The organism is Sphingobium sp. FW305-3-2-15-F-TSA7, assembly GCF_058787155.1.
Map to the genome: position 1 here is coordinate 23,695 of NZ_JBYSZM010000010.1, position 17,004 is coordinate 40,698.

At 64.6% G+C, this 17,004-nt stretch carries 15 protein-coding genes; 11 read left to right on the top strand and 4 right to left on the bottom strand.

What is annotated here, in order from left to right; genetic code table 11:
- Positions 1-65: 65 nt before the first annotated feature.
- The 5 genes from AC3WN8_RS09690 (at position 66) to AC3WN8_RS09710 (ending at position 6,213) form a co-directional block, all read left to right on the top strand.
- Positions 66-1,589: a serine hydrolase domain-containing protein gene (locus AC3WN8_RS09690; RefSeq protein ID WP_492669202.1), complete on the top strand. Its 1,524-nt coding sequence runs from the start codon at positions 66-68 to the stop codon at positions 1,587-1,589.
- Positions 1,589-2,329 (top strand): tRNA (guanosine(37)-N1)-methyltransferase TrmD, encoded by a 741-nt coding sequence (trmD, locus tag AC3WN8_RS09695; protein WP_492669203.1) that lies wholly within the window; start codon positions 1,589-1,591, stop codon positions 2,327-2,329. Before AC3WN8_RS09690 ends, trmD begins: the two co-directional genes overlap by 1 nt.
- A 1-nt stretch (position 2,330) precedes the next feature.
- Complete coding sequence (gene rplS, locus AC3WN8_RS09700; protein WP_492669204.1) at positions 2,331-2,714, top strand: 50S ribosomal protein L19; 384 nt, start codon at positions 2,331-2,333, stop codon at positions 2,712-2,714.
- A gap of 82 nt (positions 2,715-2,796) precedes the next feature.
- Entirely contained in the window at positions 2,797-5,022 is a 2,226-nt protein-coding gene (locus AC3WN8_RS09705) for a S9 family peptidase (protein ID WP_492669205.1), read from the top strand.
- 162 nt (positions 5,023-5,184) lie between these two features.
- Entirely contained in the window at positions 5,185-6,213 is a 1,029-nt protein-coding gene (locus AC3WN8_RS09710) for an aspartate-semialdehyde dehydrogenase (protein WP_492669206.1), read from the top strand.
- A 36-nt stretch (positions 6,214-6,249) separates the two neighbouring features.
- Here the strand turns inward: AC3WN8_RS09710 and AC3WN8_RS09715 are convergent, their stop codons facing one another.
- From AC3WN8_RS09715 to AC3WN8_RS09725, 3 genes are read right to left on the bottom strand one after another with little or no spacing between them, the layout of a single operon-like run.
- Positions 6,250-7,785, bottom strand: a complete 1,536-nt coding sequence (locus tag AC3WN8_RS09715; protein ID WP_492669207.1) for a DHA2 family efflux MFS transporter permease subunit — start codon at positions 7,783-7,785, stop codon at positions 6,250-6,252.
- A complete protein-coding gene (locus tag AC3WN8_RS09720; RefSeq protein ID WP_492669208.1) occupies positions 7,778-8,887 on the bottom strand; it encodes an HlyD family secretion protein in 1,110 nt (369 codons plus the stop codon). Before AC3WN8_RS09720 ends, AC3WN8_RS09715 begins: the two co-directional genes overlap by 8 nt.
- Entirely contained in the window at positions 8,880-9,329 is a 450-nt protein-coding gene (locus AC3WN8_RS09725) for a MarR family winged helix-turn-helix transcriptional regulator (RefSeq protein WP_492669209.1), read from the bottom strand. The genes AC3WN8_RS09720 and AC3WN8_RS09725 overlap by 8 nt, the downstream gene beginning before the upstream one ends.
- A 47-nt stretch (positions 9,330-9,376) precedes the next feature.
- Between AC3WN8_RS09725 and AC3WN8_RS09730 the strand changes: the two genes are divergently transcribed.
- From AC3WN8_RS09730 to AC3WN8_RS09755, 6 genes are all read left to right on the top strand, one after another.
- A complete protein-coding gene (locus AC3WN8_RS09730) occupies positions 9,377-10,039 on the top strand; it encodes a DUF2238 domain-containing protein (protein WP_492669210.1) in 663 nt (220 codons plus the stop codon).
- A complete protein-coding gene (locus tag AC3WN8_RS09735; RefSeq protein ID WP_492669211.1) occupies positions 10,036-10,482 on the top strand; it encodes a GFA family protein in 447 nt (148 codons plus the stop codon). The genes AC3WN8_RS09730 and AC3WN8_RS09735 overlap by 4 nt, the downstream gene beginning before the upstream one ends.
- Positions 10,463-11,236 (top strand): alpha/beta fold hydrolase, encoded by a 774-nt coding sequence (locus tag AC3WN8_RS09740; RefSeq protein ID WP_492669212.1) that lies wholly within the window; start codon positions 10,463-10,465, stop codon positions 11,234-11,236. The genes AC3WN8_RS09735 and AC3WN8_RS09740 overlap by 20 nt, the downstream gene beginning before the upstream one ends.
- 65 nt (positions 11,237-11,301) lie before the next feature.
- Positions 11,302-13,104 carry a M2 family metallopeptidase gene (locus AC3WN8_RS09745; RefSeq protein WP_492669213.1) on the top strand — a complete coding sequence of 601 codons (1,803 nt, stop codon included), beginning with the start codon at positions 11,302-11,304 and terminating at the stop codon, positions 13,102-13,104.
- 81 nt (positions 13,105-13,185) lie between these two features.
- Positions 13,186-14,346, top strand: coding sequence for a GGDEF domain-containing protein (locus AC3WN8_RS09750; RefSeq protein WP_492669214.1), 1,161 nt, complete (start codon positions 13,186-13,188; stop codon positions 14,344-14,346).
- Complete coding sequence (locus AC3WN8_RS09755) at positions 14,343-15,536, top strand: GGDEF domain-containing protein (RefSeq protein WP_492669215.1); 1,194 nt, start codon at positions 14,343-14,345, stop codon at positions 15,534-15,536. The genes AC3WN8_RS09750 and AC3WN8_RS09755 overlap by 4 nt, the downstream gene beginning before the upstream one ends.
- Here AC3WN8_RS09755 and AC3WN8_RS09760 read toward each other — a convergent pair.
- The gene (locus tag AC3WN8_RS09760) at positions 15,529-16,971 is read right to left on the bottom strand and encodes an AMP nucleosidase (RefSeq protein ID WP_492669216.1); all 1,443 of its coding nucleotides are present in this window, start codon (positions 16,969-16,971) and stop codon (positions 15,529-15,531) included. The two genes, AC3WN8_RS09755 and AC3WN8_RS09760, sit on opposite strands and share 8 nt — an antisense overlap.
- Positions 16,972-17,004: the final 33 nt, after the last annotated feature.

Consider the following 17,004-nt stretch of genomic DNA (forward strand, 5'->3'; position numbering starts at 1 on the left):
ACGCTTCCACCTCAAGCGATCAGGCTCTAGAGCCTTCCGTTCGGCATCGAAGGGCGGAGGATGGCATGGGTTCGAGATTGGGTATCCTGGCGGCGGTATCGTTGCTGTCGATTGCGTGCCCCGTATCGGCGCAGACCGTCACCCAGCCCGCCTCGGCACCCGATATCGAGCGGATCGTGCCGGAGGTCGACGCGATCTTCGCGAAGTTCCAGGCCGAGGCGCATGTGCCGGGCATGGTCTATGGCATCGTCCGCGATGGCCGGCTGGTCTATGTGAAGGGGATCGGCGTCCAGGAACTGACCGCGAAACGCGGCGTCACCGCCGACAGCCTGTTCCGCATCGCATCGATGACCAAGGCGTTCACCGCGCTTTCGATCCTGTCGCTGCGCGATGCCGGCAAATTGTCGCTCGACGATCTCGCCGAGAAATATGTGCCCGAGATGCGCGGCTGGACCTATCCGACCAAGGATTCGCCGCGGATCCGCGTGCGCGACCTGCTGCATCACGTCGGCGGGCTCGTGACCGACGATCCCTGGGGCGATCGCCAGCAGGTCCTGCCGCACGATGATTTCGCCGCGATGATCAAGGCGGGAGTGCCGTTCAGCCGTGCCCCGCAGATGCAGCACGAATATTCGAACTATGGCTATGCGCTGCTCGGGCGGATCGTCGCCAGCGCATCGGGCATGCCCTATCGCACCTATGTCGAGCGCACGATCCTGAAGCCGCTGGGCATGAACTCGAGTGGCTTCCAGGTGACCGACGCACCCATCGAACGCCGCGCGATCGGCTATCGCTGGGAGAATGAGGCCTGGTCCGAAGAACCGACAATGAAGGACGGCGCCTTCAACGCAATGGGCGGGCTTCAGGTCAGCGCCAATGATTATGCCAAATGGGTGGCCTTCCTGCTCTCGGCCTGGCCGCCGCGCGACGATGCCGATAATGGCCCGGTCAAGCGTTCCACCGTGCGTGAGATCGCGCAGGGGCTCAATTTCGTGTCGGTCCAGCGTCGCATCGGTTCGAGTGGCGCCGAGGCGTGCATGGAAGCGACCGGCTATGGCATGGGCTGGCGCGTCGCGCAGGATTGCGATCTGGGCCTCACCATGGCGCATGGCGGCGGCTATCCCGGCTATGGATCGCATGTGATGCTGATGCCCGAATATGGCGTCGGCATCTTTGCGCTGGCGAACCGCACCTATGCCGGCCCTTCGGGACCCGCCTGGGATGCGGCGGTGACGATGCTCAAGGCCGGATCGCTCAAACGGCGCGAAACGCCTGTGGCGCCGGCGCTGGCAAGCCTGTTCGAAGCCTCGCGCGCGGCCTATGCGGCGGGCGATCTGGCGCCGCTCCAGGGCAAGCTCGCGATGAACTTCCTGCTCGATCGCTCGGCCGAGAATTGGCGGCTCGTCTTTGCCGATCTCAAGAAGCAGGTCGGCGCATGTGCAACGGCCCAGCCGCTGACGCCGACCGGTGCGATGTCCGCGACATTTCGCCTCGATTGCGAGCGCGGCAAGCTGGACGGCATGCTGCTGCTCGCGCCGACCGCGCCGCTCACCGTCCAGGCGCTGCGCTACCGGGTCGTGCCGCAATAATGGGTTTCGCCTGCCAGATACTGACGCTTTATCCCGAGATGTTCCCCGGGCCGCTTGGCATGTCGATTGCCGGGCGTGCGCTCGCCGAGGGCAAATGGTCGTGCGACACCGTCCAGATCCGCGATTTCGCGACCGACAAGCATCGCTCGGTCGACGATACGCCGGCCGGCGGCGGGGCGGGCATGGTGTTGAAGCCCGATGTGCTGGCCGCGGCGGTCGATCACGCACTGGTGCTCCAGCCCGACGCGCCCGTGCTGGCGATGACGCCGCGCGGACGGCCGCTGACCCAGGATCGTGTGCGCACGCTGGCGGCGGGGCCGGGTGTCACCATATTGTGCGGGCGGTTCGAGGGTTTCGACGAGCGCATTTTCGAAGCGCGGCCGATCGAGCCGATCTCGATCGGCGACTATATCCTCTCGGGCGGGGAGACCGCCGCGATCATACTGCTCGACGCTTGCATTCGGCTGCTTCCCGGCGTAATGGGCGCCGCTTCAAGCGGAGATGACGAGAGCTTCGAAACGGGGCTGCTCGAATATCCGCATTATACCCGACCTGTCGAATGGGAGGGGCGCACGATCCCCGAAGTGCTGCGATCGGGGGATCATGCGAAGATCGCTGCCTGGCGAAAAGCCCAGGCGGAAAGCGATACACGGCTAAGGCGGCCGGACCTTTGGGAGCGCCACGGTGGCGCTCGGGTCGGGTCGCCCTCTGGTGCGCAGCGAGAGAAGAAGGACAGATGAGATGAACCTCATCCAGACGCTCGAAGCCGAGCAGATCGCAAAGTTCAACGAAGCCAAGTCGATTCCCGATTTCCGTCCCGGCGATACGCTGAAGGTCGGCGTGAAGGTCGTCGAAGGCGAGCGCACCCGCGTCCAGAGCTATGAGGGCGTCTGCATCGCCCGCGCCAACAAGGGCATGGGTTCGTCGTTCACCGTCCGCAAGATTTCGTTCGGCGAGGGCGTCGAGCGCGTCTTCCCGCTTTATTCGCCCAACATCGATTCGATCGAAGTGGTGCGCAAGGGCGCCGTGCGTCGCGCCAAGCTCTATTATCTGCGTGGCCGCACCGGCAAGTCGGCGCGTATCGCCGAGCGTCGCGATCCCCGTCAGGACGCCGCAAAGGCCTGATCGGCTTTCGCGCCTTGCGAATGACAGTTATCGAACGGGCGTCGGCGCAAGCCGGCGCCCGTTTGCTTTTTCGGAGTATCGGATGCTCAAGACCTTGCTGTTGTCGACCGTCCTGGCGGCTGCCATGACCATGCCCGCCGCCGCCCAGGCTGAAGGGCAGCAACAGCAGCCGACCGGGCTCACGCTCGAACGCATCTACGGCAATCCTGCTCTGTCCGGTCCGGCACCGCGCGCGCTGCGGCTGTCGCCCGACGGCAAGTGGCTGACATCGCTGCGCAACCGGGCCGACGAAAAGGAGCGCTACGATCTCTGGGCGGTCGATACCGTGACGGGGGCGTCGCGGATGCTGATCGATTCCGCGAAGCTCGGCAGCGGCGCAGCGCTGAGCGAAGCCGAGAAGATGCAGCGCGAGCGCGCTCGCATCGCCGACTACAAGGGCATCGTCGCTTATGACTGGAGCCCCGACGGCCGCTCGATCCTGGTTCCGCTCGACGGCGATCTCTATCTGGCCGGGCTCGACGGCAGCACGCGCCGGCTGACCGAAACCGCGACCAGCGAACTCGACGGCACCGTCAGCCCCAAGGGCGGCTTCGTCTCGTTCGTTCGTGACCAGAATCTCTTCGTCTATGACCTTGTCGCCGGCAAGGAGCGCCAGCTCACCAATGATGGCGGCGGTACGCTCTCCTGGGGCGTCGCCGAGTTCGTCGCGCAGGAGGAAATGGATCGCCGGCGCGGCCATTGGTGGTCGCCCGACGACAGCCATGTCGCGGTCGCGCGCGTCGACGAAAGCGCGGTCGAGGTCGTCACGCGCGCCGCGATCGGCACCGATGGCACCAAAGTCTACGACCAGCGCTACCCAAAGGCGGGCACGCCCAATGCGAAGGTCGATCTTTATGTGATGCGCGCCGACGGATCGGATGCGTTCAAGCTCGATCTGGACGATGACCCCGACTATTATCTCGCCCGCGTCGACTGGGCGCCCGACGGCAAGTCGCTCTACATCCAGTGGCAGAATCGGGCGCAGACCAAACTGTCTCTGCTCAAGGCCGATATCGCCACGCGCAAGATCGTGCCGGTGATCGAGGAAGAGGCGAAGACCTGGCTCAACCTGCACGAGGATTTCCGCGCCCTGCGCGACGGCAGCCTGATCTGGTCGTCGGAACGCGATGGCTACAAGCATCTGTATCGCTGGGAAAAGGGCAATCTGACCCAGCTGACCAAAGGTCCATGGGTGGTCCAGAAACTGGTGGGCGTCGATCAGGCGAAGCGCCGGCTCTATTACACCGCCAATCCCGACACGCCGATCGAATGGCAGCTCTATGCGCTCGACTATGCGAAGCCGGGTGCGAAGCCGGTCAAGCTGACCGAGGCAGGATTCGACAATGACGCGGCGATGGATCGCTCGGCGAGCCGCTTCATCGTCACCCGTTCAAACCAGGGGCAGCCGCCGCAGACCTATCTCGCCGATAGCGCGGGCAAGCGCCTGCAATGGATCGAACAGAATGCGGTGACGGGGGAGCATCCTTATGCGCCCTATATGGCGAGCCATGCCTTGCCGACTTACGGCACGCTGAAGGCGGAAGACGGCACCACGCTCCATTACGAGCTGCGCACGCCGAAGCTCGAACCCGGCAAACGCTATCCGGTGATCCTCCAGGTCTATGGCGGCCCCAATGGGGGGCGACAGGCGGCCAATGTCTGGGAAGGCGGATTGCCGCAATATTGGGTGCAGAAGGGCTGGATCGTCTTCTCGATCGACAATCGCGGCACCCCCGATCGCGGCAAGGCATTCGAAGATCACATCTATCACCATATGGGCAATGTGGAGGTCGCCGATCAGCTCAAGGGTGTTGACTGGCTCAAGGCGCAGGATTTCGTCGATCCCAAGCGGATCGTCGTCAATGGCTGGTCCTATGGCGGCTATATGGTGCTCAAGCTGCTCGAAAAGGCGCCGGGCGTCTTCGCCGCGGGCGTCTCGGGCGCACCGGTCACGCGCTGGGAACTTTACGACACCCATTATACCGAGCGGTATCTCGGCAATCCGGCGAAGGATCCGAAACCCTATCAGATCTCCGATGCCATCGCCGATGCGGGCAGGATCCGCGATCCGCTACTGCTGATCCACGGCATGTCGGACGACAATGTCGTGTTCGACAATTCCACCGCGCTGATGGCGAAGCTTCAGCAGGACGCGATTCCGTTCGAGACCATGGTCTATCCGGGGCAGGGGCACCGTGTCGCGGGACCAGGAATCAGCCCGCATCTCTATGGCACGATCGAGCGATTCCTGGCGCGCGCGGTGAAGTAGAGCTGGTCGCGCCAGGACAATAACTTGCGTGCGAACCGCCCCGCGCCACTGGACAATTGCGTGAGCGGCGCTAGACCGCGCTCTCTTTATTATCTTGCGCGTTGCGATTTCCGGGCCGTCGGCTGATGCCGGCTCGCAATCGCTCATGTGGAGTGCGTGAAAATGGGCTACCGGGTGGTGGTTGCCGGCGCGACCGGCAATGTCGGGCGCGAAGTTCTGAACATTCTGGCGGAGCGCGAATTTCCGGCGGATGAGGTCGCGGCCGTCGCATCGTCGCGTAGCCAGGGCGACCAGATCGAGTTCGGTGAGACCGGCAAGACCCTGAAGGTCCAGAATATCGAGCATTTCGACTGGACCGGCTGGGACATGGCGATCTTCGCGATCGGCTCCGAAGCCACCAGGAAATACGCGCCCATCGCCGCGGCCGCCGGCTGCACCGTGATCGACAATTCGTCGCTTTACCGGATGGATCCGGACGTGCCGCTGATCGTGCCCGAAGTGAATCCGGAAGCGATCGACGGCTACGCCAAGAAGAACATCATCGCGAACCCCAATTGTTCGACCGCGCAGATGGTGGTGGTGCTCAAGCCGCTGCACGACGCCGCCAAGATCAAGCGCGTCGTCGTCTCGACCTATCAGTCGGTGTCGGGCGCGGGCAAGGCGGGCATGGACGAACTGTTCGAGCAGAGCCGCAACATCTTCGTCGGCGATTCCGCCGAGGCGCACAAATTCACCAAGCAGATCGCCTTCAACGTGATCCCCCATATCGACAGCTTCCTCGATGACGGCTTCACCAAGGAAGAGTGGAAGATGGTCGTCGAGACGAAGAAGATCCTCGACCCCAAGATCAAGGTCGTCGCGACCTGCGTGCGCGTGCCGGTGTTCGTCGGCCATAGCGAAGCGATCACGATCGAGTTCGAGAACGAGATCTCGGCCAAGCAGGCGCAGTCGATCCTGCGCGAGTCGCCGGGTATCATGCTCATCGACAAGCGCGAGGACGGCGGATACGTCACCCCCGTCGAATGCGTCGGCGACTATGCCACTTTCGTCAGCCGCGTCCGCGAGGATCCGACGGTGGACAATGGCCTGGTGCTGTGGTGCGTTTCGGATAATCTCCGCAAGGGCGCTGCGCTCAACGCGGTCCAGATCGCCGAACTGCTCGGCCGCCGCCATCTGAAGAAGGCGGCCTGAACCCGCCGGTCGCGGACGGGGCGGCGATGATCCGGCCTATTCCGCGATCACCGCTTCGAGCTTGCCCTTGGGTTTCTTGAGCAACAGCACCAGCGGAATCACCGCCACCGAGATGATCGCCATCAGGTAGAAATCGTCGAGATAGGCGATCATCGCCGCCTGGCGCGAGACTTCCGCGTTGATCGCACCGAACACGCCGTCGGAAACCACACCGAAGCGGCCGAGCGCGCTCAGATCGAGCGACGGCACGGTTCCGGCAGTGACGTGCTGCGAGAGATCGGCATGGCTCGTCTGCGTGTTGCGGGCGAGGAGGACGGTCACCATCGAGATGCCGGCCGATTGGCCGATATTGCGCATCAGGTTGAGCAGGCTGGCGCCGTCGGTCCGGTAATGCGCGCTCAACGTCGCGAAGGCGAGCGAGTTGAGCGGCATGAAGACCAGGCCCATGCCCAGCCCCTGGACGAAGCCGGCGGTGACGACCGGCCAATAATCCATGTCGAGCGACCAGCCCGACATCTGGAACAGCGACCATCCGAAGATCACGAAGCCGACCGAGACGACCAGCCGCGTGTCGACCCGACCCATGAGCTGGCCCGCCAGCCACATGGTGACGAGCACGCCCAGTCCGCGCGGCGCCATCATCAGCCCCGTGTCGATGACCGGATAGCCGAACAGTTGCTGGAGCATCGACGGCAGCAGCGCCATCGGCGCCATGGTCGACATGCCGATGATCAGCATGAAGATCATGCCCATCACCAGGTTGCGGTTCTTGAAGATGTGCCGGTCGAACAGCGGCGCCTTGGCGGTGGCGAGATGGACGATTCCAACCCAGAGCGCGGCGAGTGCGATGCCGCCCTCGATGATGATCTCCCAACTCGCGAACCAGTCTTCCTGCTGCCCGCGGTCGAGCATCAACTGGAAGCTCGCGACCGCGATCGAGATCATCGCAAAGCCCATCATGTCGAACGAGCGCGTCTCTTTCGGTCGCGAGGGCAGCAGCGCCCAGAGGATACCGAGCGTCAGCAGGCCGACGGGGACGTTGACGTAGAATACCCAGCGCCAATTGTAATTCTCGGTCAGCCATCCGCCGAGCACGGGCCCCATGATCGGGCCGATCATCACGCCCATGCCCCAGACCGCCATCGCTTTTGCCTGTCGCTCCGGCGGATTGATGTCGAGCATCGCGGTCTGTGACAACGGATTGATGAAGGCGGCGGCGATGCCCTGCATCACGCGGAACACCACCATTTCCTCAAGGCTGACGGCGATGCCGCACAGCATCGAAGCGATGATGAAGCTTGCCACCGCGAACAGGAACAGGTTGCGCGATCCGAACCGCCCCGACAGCCAGCCCGTCGCGGGGATCGCGATCGCCGATGCGACGATGTAGCTGGTCAGCACCCAGGTGACGCTGTCCATCGTCGCGCCCAGGCTGGTCTGCATGTGCGGCAGTGCGACGTTCGCGATCGTCGTGTCGAGGATCTGCATAACCATCGCGCCCATGATGCCGATGGTGAGCAGCCAGCGATGCTTGACGGCAAGCATCGCCTGGCCGGGCGCGGGATCAGTCACGGCCGTTCTTGGTATCCACGGTGATGTTCGCGCTCAGCCCGGCGATCATCGCGCGCGGCGGCGCGTTGTCGATCGCGATGCGCACGGGCACGCGCTGCGTCACCTTCACCCAATTGCCATTGGCATTCTGCGCGGGAAGCACCGAAAATTCGGATCCTGTGCCCGCACCGATGCTGGCGACATGGCCGGTGATCTTGAGCTCGGGATAGGCGTCGAGCTTGATGCGGACCGGCTGGCCGACCGCCATATGGTCGAGGTCGGTTTCCTTGTAATTGGCTTCGATCCAGGCGCCCTGGCTCATCACCAGGCTGAGGGCGGGGAAACCGACAGGGGTGACGTTGCCCACTTGCAAACGGTTGGTCTGGCTGACGATACCGTCGGCGGGCGCGCGGACGACGGTCCGCGACAGGTCGAGTGCGGCCTTTTGCCGTTGGGCGAGCGCCGCCTGGATCGCGGCGGGCGTGCCCGAGGCGGTCGTGCCGCTGCCGATCTGCGTGGTCGCGCGGGCCGCATCGGCCTGGGCATTGGCAAGCCGCGCTTTGGATGCGGCGACTTCGTGCCGCGCGGCATCGAGGCTGGCGCGCGTCGTGAAACCGCGCTGCATCAGCGCATTCTGGCGATCGAAAGTGGCCTGGGCCAGCTGGATATCGGCGCGCGCGCTCTCGATATCGGCGGCGGCCCCGCCCGTGTCGGTCGACAGCGTCGCGACCTGGACACGCGCCGTGGCGATCGCGGCATCGGCCTGGGCAAGCGCGATGCGATAGGGTTCGGGGTCGATGACGAACAATATGTCGCCGGCCTTGACGCGCTGATTCTCCTTCACGCGCACATCGACGATCCGGCCCGTCACATCGGGGCCGATCGAGACCATGTCCTGCTGGACATAGGCGTTGTCCGTGGAAACATAGCGTCCGCCGGTCAGCCAGAAATAACCGCCGATCGCGGCGATCAGCAGCGGCACCGACAGCATCAGCGCCAGCCGGCCCCATTTGCGGCGCGGCTTCTCCGCGACGGCTTCGGTTTCGGCCGGCAATTCCAGCGCAATCGGGCGTTCGATCGGCTTCGCGTCTTCCAGAACCACGGGTTCGCCCAGATCAGCCATGTGCACGTACTCCGCACTCGTCGCCCCTGCGCGACAGATTCTCTTGAACACGCGTGAGCAGCGCATTGAGCTGCTGCTCTTCGGACTCGCTGAATCCGTCCAGCGCTTCTCCGAACAGCTCTTCCGCCCAGCCCTTGAGCTGCGCGATGATCGGCGTGGCCTTGTCGGTCAGGAAAAGCTGCCAGGCGCGCCGGTCATTGGGATCGGCGCGCCGCTCGACCAGGCCCGCTTCCTGCAGCCGGTCGATCATGCGGCTCAAGGTGATCGGCTCGACTTCCAGCAGTTCGGCGATTCCGCCCTGGTTGATGCCCTCGCGGCGCGCCAGCAAGGTGAGCACGCGCCATTGCGGGCGGGTGACGCCGATGGTGCGCGCCTTTTCGTCGAAGCTGCGGCGAAGCAGGCGCGACACGTCGGCAACAAGGAAGCCAAGAGGGTCGCTCATGACGTACGATATAATAACAATGCTTATTATATACAAGGTCAGTTGAATTGCGTTTCAGGCTCGGCCAGTTGCAGGCGATGCAACTGCTGGCCGATTTGCGCGCGCTCCCGGCTGCGCAGTTCCGCGCCTTCGTCGCGCTGGGCATCATGCTGATCCTCGCGCAGATCGCTCAGCCCTTTCCGGAAATCGCCTGGCTTCACCACGCGCCGACCGCGCTGCTGCTGATCCTGGCACCGATGCTGCTGCGCCGCTGGCCGCTCAGCGACGGCGCGGTCGTCGCACTGGTCCTGTTCTTTGCGCTCCACACGCTGGGCGGGCGTTATACCTATTCGAGCGTGCCCTATGACGAATGGGCGCGCGCATTGACGGGCGGAACGCCGAGCGGCTGGTTCGGCTGGACGCGCAACCATTATGACCGGCTGGTCCATTTCGCCTTCGGGCTGCTCTTCTACGCACCGGTGCGAGAGATTGCGCGCCGACATTGCGGTCAGTCGCGCGGGCTCGCCGCGATCGTCTCGCTCGGTTTTGTGCTGTCGGTCGGCGCGCTCTACGAGATTTTCGAAGGGCTGCTGACGCTGGCCGTCGCGCCCGAAATGGCCGATGACTATAATGGCCAGCAGGGCGATATGTGGGACGCGCAGAAGGACATGGGGCTTGCCTTTGTCGGTGGGCTGCTGGCCGCCGCCTGGGTGCGATGGAGAGCGCGATGAGCGAGCCGATGGCCGGCGGCTGCCAGTGCGGGCGGGTCCGTTACGAAGCCGATGTCGCGAATGACGATGCCTATCTCTGCCATTGCCGCTATTGCCAGCGCGCGACGGGCGGCGTCTCGGTCGCGTTCAAGAATCTGCCCAAGGCGGCGGTCCGCTGGACGGGGGAGGCGCCCGACTATTACGCGAGTTCCCCGATCGCGCACCGGCCGTTCTGCAGTCGCTGCGGCACGCCGCTCGGCTTCGCCTTCCCCGATGGTGAGACTATCGATCTGACCGTCGGCAGCTTCGACGATCCATCGCGGTTTCGGCCCAAACATCATTTCGCGGTGGAAAGCATGCACGAGGCCTGGATCGACACCGCCGGCCTGCCGCGCTACCGCGCCGATGAATATCAGGCTCTCAACGACCGCTGGATCCAGGCCATTGGCAAGCTCCCCGACTGACGTCTCGACATATCGCTTTGCAAGCTTCGACGGGGTCGAGCTTGCCTGGCACGAAATGGGTGCGCCTGATGCGCGGCCGCTGGTGCTGATCCATGGCTATTTCTCGGACGCCTTCACCAACTGGATCCGTTACGGCCATGCCGCGCGGATCGCGGCCGCCGGCTATCGCGTGATCATGCCCGATCTGCGCGCGCACGGGCAGAGCGCCAAGCCGCACGATCCGGCCGCCTATCCGCCCGATGTGCTTGCAAAGGATGGCTTCGCGCTGATCGCGCATCTCGGCCTGTCCGACTATGATCTGGGCGGCTACTCGCTCGGCGCGCGAACCTCGGTGCGGATGCTTGTCGGCGGCGCGGCGCCGGGCAGGGCAGTGATCGCGGGCATGGGGCTGCAGGGGCTGATCAACACCGGCGATCGCGCCGGCCATTTCCGCCATATCCTGACCAATCTGGGCAGCCATCGGCGCGGCAGCCCCGAATGGATGGCGGAAGCGTTCCTCAAGACCACGAAGGGCGACCCGGTTGCGTTGCTGCGCATCCTCGACAGCTTCGTCGATACGCCCGTTGCCGATATCGAATCGCTCGATTTGCCGGTGCTGGTGCTCTCGGGCGAGGATGACGACGACAACGGATCGCATGCGGCGCTGGCCGGCGCGCTGCCCGATGCCGTGGTGCGCGAGATTCCCGGGGGGCATATGAGCGCGGTGATCCGGCCGGAGCTTGGTGAAGAAATTGCACGATTTCTAGCGTCTTGACCATGTTCGACGTCGGGTTCAGTCTGGATCGCGGAACCGGTTCGCGTTCAGATCAAGGAAGTCCGATGAAGTCCGCATTGTCAGCGATCGCGCTTGTCACCATGCTCGCGGGCGCTTCGCCCGTTCTTGCCCAAACCGCTGCGGATGCGGATAAATTCGTCGCTGATGCCGAGAAGGAGCAGCGCGAATTCGGCACCTCCAAGGCGCAGGTCGACTGGATCAACGAGACCTATATCACCGACGACACCAACGCGATCGCCGCTCTTTTCGCGACTCGGGAGAGCGAGATGCGCGTACGCCAGGCGAAGGACGCGGCACGGTTCGACAAGGTGCCGGGCCTTTCATACGATGCCCGGCGCAAGATCGATGTGCTGCGCGGCGGCATCACCTTGCCGGCACCGACGACACCGGGGTCGGCGGCGGAACTCGCGACCGTCGCGACCCGCATCAAGGGACTGTATGGTGGCGGCAAAGGCACTGTCAACGGCAAGCCGATCTCGGGCAGCGATATCGAGGCCGCGATGGGTGAGGTGCGCGATCCCGCCAAGCTCAAGGAGATGTGGGTCAGCTGGCACGACAATGTCGGTGCGCCGATGCGCGACGATTATGCGAAGATGACCGAGATCGCGAATGCGGGCGCGCGCGAACTGGGCTTCACCGATGTTGGCGCGATGTGGCGCTCGCAATATGACATGCCGGCCGACGATTTCGCAAAGCTGACCGACAAGCTCTGGCAGGACGTCAAGCCGCTCTACGACGAACTCCATTGCTACACGCGCGGCAAGCTCAATGAGAAATATGGCGATGCCGTCCAGCCCAGGACCGGACCGATCCGTGCCGACCTGCTCGGCAATATGTGGGCGCAGGAATGGGGCAATATCTACGACGTGGTGGCGCCCCCGGGCGCCGGCGATATCGGTTATGACGTCGGCGAATTGCTGAAGGCGCGCGGCGACGATCCATTGAAGATGGTGAAGACGGGCGAGGGCTTCTACAGTTCGCTCGGCTTCGCGCCCTTGCCCGAGACATTCTGGAAGCGTTCGCAATTCCTCAAGCCCGCCGACCGCGAGGTGGTGTGCCATGCCTCGGCCTGGGATCTCGACAATGTCGACGATCTGCGGATCAAGATGTGCATCAAGGTGAATTCGGACGATTTCGTCACGATCCATCACGAACTGGGCCATAATTATTACCAGCGCGCCTATAACAAGCAGCCCTATCTCTACCTGAACGGCGCGAACGACGGCTTCCACGAAGCCATCGGCGATTTTGTCGCGCTGTCGATCACGCCCGACTATCTCGTCAGCATCGGCCTGCTCGACAAGGCGAAAGTGCCTGCCGCGGACAAGGATCTCGGTCTGCTGTTGCGCCAGGCGATGGACAAGATCGCTTTCCTGCCCTTTGGCCTGCTCGTCGACAAATGGCGCTGGGGTGTGTTCAGCGGCCAGATCCCGGCAACTGGCTATGAGAAGGGCTGGAACGATCTGCGTCTGCGCTATCAGGGCATCGTCCCGCCCGTGGCGCGCGACGAGACCCGCTTCGATCCCGGTGCCAAATTCCATGTCCCGGCGGCGGTGCCCTATACCCGCTATTTCCTCGCCCGGATCCTCCAGTTCCAATTCTACCAGGCCGCCTGCAAGCAGGCGGGATGGACGGGGCCGCTGCATCGCTGCTCATTCTATGGCGACAAGGCGGTCGGCGCGAAGCTCAATGCCATGCTCGAAATGGGCGCATCCAAGCCCTGGCCCGATGCGCTCCAGGCCTTCACCGGCAGCCGCGAAATCTCCGGCAAGGCGATGCTCGCCTATTTCGCACCGCTGCAATCCTGGCTCAAGACGCAGAACAAGGGCAAGCAATGCGGGTGGTGACGGAACGAAGATGATGGGCTCGGGGGGGCCATATATGCGGACGCGCCGGGGACGGATCGGTCACGCTCGGCGTCGCCGCGCATGAATCTGCCGCTCGTCAACCTGGCCGTGCTCTTGTCGGTCGCGTCGATCATGTGCGTGGCGATGACGCTCGCCTGGCTCTATTTCGGGCGGCAGCGCTATGCGCAGCTTTGGGCGCTCTCGGCGGCCGGCGCCGTGCTGCAATGGAGCATCAGCGCCTATGCTCGGATCGTGATCCCCGACGAGGTCTGGCCGCTCTTCATCACCGGTACGTTGATTGCCGTGGATTCCGCGCTGATCGCCATCGGCGCGCGGCATCGCGCGCAGCTGCCGCTCCGGCTGCCGATCATGGTCGGCATCATCATGTTCTCGATCCTGGCCATGGGATTCGCCGCAGTGACCGGCAGCCTCGCGATCCGCGGCATGGTCGCCAATTTCCACGCCGGGATCATGTTCGTGGTGGCAGCGGTGGCGCTGTTCCCGCGAGGCCGGCCTGCCTATCCGCCCGAAGTGGCGGTGGTGTTCGCCTTCGGCCTGTTCGCGCTGTTCCAGTTCGCGCTGGCGATATTGTCGCTCGGCATGGACTCGCGTTACATGCTCGCGACCGGACAACTCTATCGCGACGTCCTCGTCATCGGGCTGCCCGCCGTCTATGCGGCGGTCGGCGTGGCGGCGGTGTTCGTCCTGGCGATGGATCTCAACGACCGGCTGCGCGCGCTCGCGACACGCGATCCGCTCACCGGCACGCTCAATCGGCGCGGGCTCGAGCAGGCGGCCACCAATGCCTTTGCCGATGCGCGCCGCCGCCGCCGCGATCTTGCCATCGTGCTCTGCGCGGTCGACGGTTTCGACGCGATGCGCAGGGCGCGGGGGCAATCCGCGATCGATGGCGCGCTCGCGATCGTCGCCGACATCATCCATGCCAGCGTGCGCGAGGAGGATCTGCTGGCGCGCACCGGCCAGGCGGAGTTCTGCCTGTTGCTGATCGATGCCTCGCCTCAGATCGCGACCGAGGTGGTCGAACGCGCGCGTCAGGAGATTGCGGGTGCGACCATCGGCGGCGCGCGGCCTTTCTCGCTCACCGTCAGTTTCGGGATCACCGGTTTTCGCACCGACGATATCGTGCTGTCGTCCGCACTTGAACGTGCCGATGCCGCCTTGTGCCAGTCGATCGCGGCGGGCGGCGATCGGACCATGCTTTCGGCCGATCTCGTGCCGTGACGCCGGCGATCGTGATTCTGTCGGTGCTGTTCTTCACCAGCGCGATCCTGTGCATCACGATGACGCTGGCCTGGCTTCATTTTGGCCGTGCCCGCCATGTTTCGAGCTGGGCTTTCGCTTATGGTCTGGGCGCGCTGCAATGGGTTGTGAACGCGCTCGGCGTGCTTATCGCCCCGAACGATCCGATTCCGGTCATCATCGCAAGCGTGGCGGTGCTCGGATCGAGCGCGCTGGTGCCGATCGGCGCGCTGCAACGCGCCGGCAGGCCGGTGCATCCGGGGTGGTTCATCGCCGTTGGGCTGTTGTTCGCGGCGGCGATCGCGCTGGTCTACACCGTGCTTCCCAATCGCGCGCTTCAGGGCGCGTTATCCAACATATTCGCGATCATCATGATGCCGATCGCAGCGATCGCGATCTGGCCCAGGCATCGGCGGCCCAATGCGCCCGAGGCGGCCTTCATCGTCATGCTTGGGGTCTTCACGCTTTATCAGATCGCGTTGAGCGGTTCGGCGCTGCTGATCGGGCCGGAGGGGGACCGGCTGGCGATCGAACGTTATCGCATGATCCTCGGCATCGGCCTGCCGCCAGTCTATGTCGGAACGGGTATCGCCGCGATCTTCCTGATTGCGGGCGATCTGTCGGAGAATCTCCAGCAACTCGTCACCCGGGACGGTTTGACCGGCGCGCTCAACCGGCGCGGCATCGAACAGGCCGCGACCGTGGCCATGGCCAATGCGCGGCGGCGCGACCAACCGTTCACCGTGGTGATCGGCGACATCGACCATTTCAAGCGGGTCAACGATCGTTTCGGCCATGCCGTCGGGGATCGCGCGCTGGTGTCGTTCGCCGACAATGTCCAGGCGGCCGTGCGCGAGGTCGATATTTTCGGCCGGCTGGGTGGTGACGAATTCTGCCTGCTGCTGACCGATCTTGCGCCGGAGGATGCCGGTGAGGCAGTCGAGCGTATCCGGCGCGAGGTGGCAGCCATCCGTTTCGACGACAAGCCCGAACTGGTCTTCACGGCAAGTTTCGGTGTGGCCGGCTTCGATCGAGAGGACCTGGCGTTCGGCCAGATCCTCCAGCGTGCGGATCAGGCGCTTTACGATGCCAAGAATGCCGGCCGTAACCGCGTCGTGATCAGGCCCGTGCCGGCCAGAACGGGTGTGCGCGCCGGAGCCGTCTCTATCTGAAGGGCGGCTCGCTGAAAGCGCGCAGCTTGCGGCTGTGGAGCTTGCTGCCCTCGCGGCGGAGCCGGTCGCAGGCCTCGATGCCGATCCGCATATGCTCGCTGATCGCGCGTTCGTAGAAGCGATTGGCCTGGCCGGGCAGTTTGAGTTCGCCATGCAGCGGCTTGTCCGACACGCAGAGCAGCGTGCCATAGGGAACGCGGAAACGATAACCCTGGGCTGCGATGGTCGCCGATTCCATGTCGATGCCCACCGCGCGCGATTGGGAAAAGCGGAGCGCCGACGCCGAATATCGCAATTCCCAGTTGCGATCGTCGGTGGTCACGATCGTGCCGGTGCGCAGCCGGCGCTTGAGCGTTTCGGCATTCTCGCCCGACACCGTCTCCGCGGCGGCGGCGAGCGCGAGCTGGACTTCGGCGATCGCGGGCACCGGAATCTCGGGCGGTAGCACGTCGTCGAGCACATGGTCGTCGCGCAGATAAGCATGGGCGAGCACATAGTCGCCGATGCGCTGGCTGGGACGCAGTCCGCCGCAATGGCCGATCATCAGCCATGCCTCGGGCCGGACGACCGCGAGATGGTCGGTGATCGTCTTCGCGTTGGATGGGCCGACGCCGATATTGACGACGCTGATGCCCGAACGGTCGGGCGCGATCAGGTGATAGGCGGGCATCTGGTGCCGGCGCCATGCGCTGTCGGCCACCACGCGTTCGGGATCGGCGGTCTCGGGCGTCACCATCACGCCGCCCGCGCCCGAAAGCGCGGTGAACCGGCTGCCTTCACCGAGCTGGCCGCAGGCCCAGCGGACGAACTCGTCGATATAGCGGTGATAGTTGGTGAACAGGATGTAACGCTGGACATGCTCGGGCGGCGTGCCGGTGTAATGGCGCAGCCGGGCGAGCGAGAAATCGGTGCGCAGCCCGTCGAACAGCGCAAGCGGGCGCGCCGCGTCGGGCAGGTCGCGATAGGTGCCGTCGGCGATCTCGTCGCCGATGAATGCGAGCTCGGTCGCGGGGAACCAGCGTGACAGCTCGGTCGCGCTGACATCGTCGAGCATCAGGTCATGCCCGGCCTCGAGCACATAGGGAAAGGGGATTTCCTGCCGTCCCGGGGCGGCCGAGACCTCGACGTCGTAATCCTCGATCAGCAGGCTCAGCTGCTCGACCAGATAATCGGCGAACAGCGCGGGCTTGGTGACGCTGATCGCATAGTCGCCGGGGGTGACCAGCCGGCCGAACGAGCGGGGCGGCACCGGTGCGTCGCCTTGTCCGCGATAGCGCAGCCGGATTTCGGGATAGGCAAAGGCGCCATTGGTGCGATCGGCGGACTCGGGCGGTTCGCCGGTGCGGATGAAGCGCTCGAGCGCGGTGCGCAGGCGATCGACCGAGGCGGTGTAGAGAGCGTCAAGCTCGGCGACGATGGTTTTTGCGTCGGACATTGACAGCAACTATCCGAGCCCGGCCCATGCTGG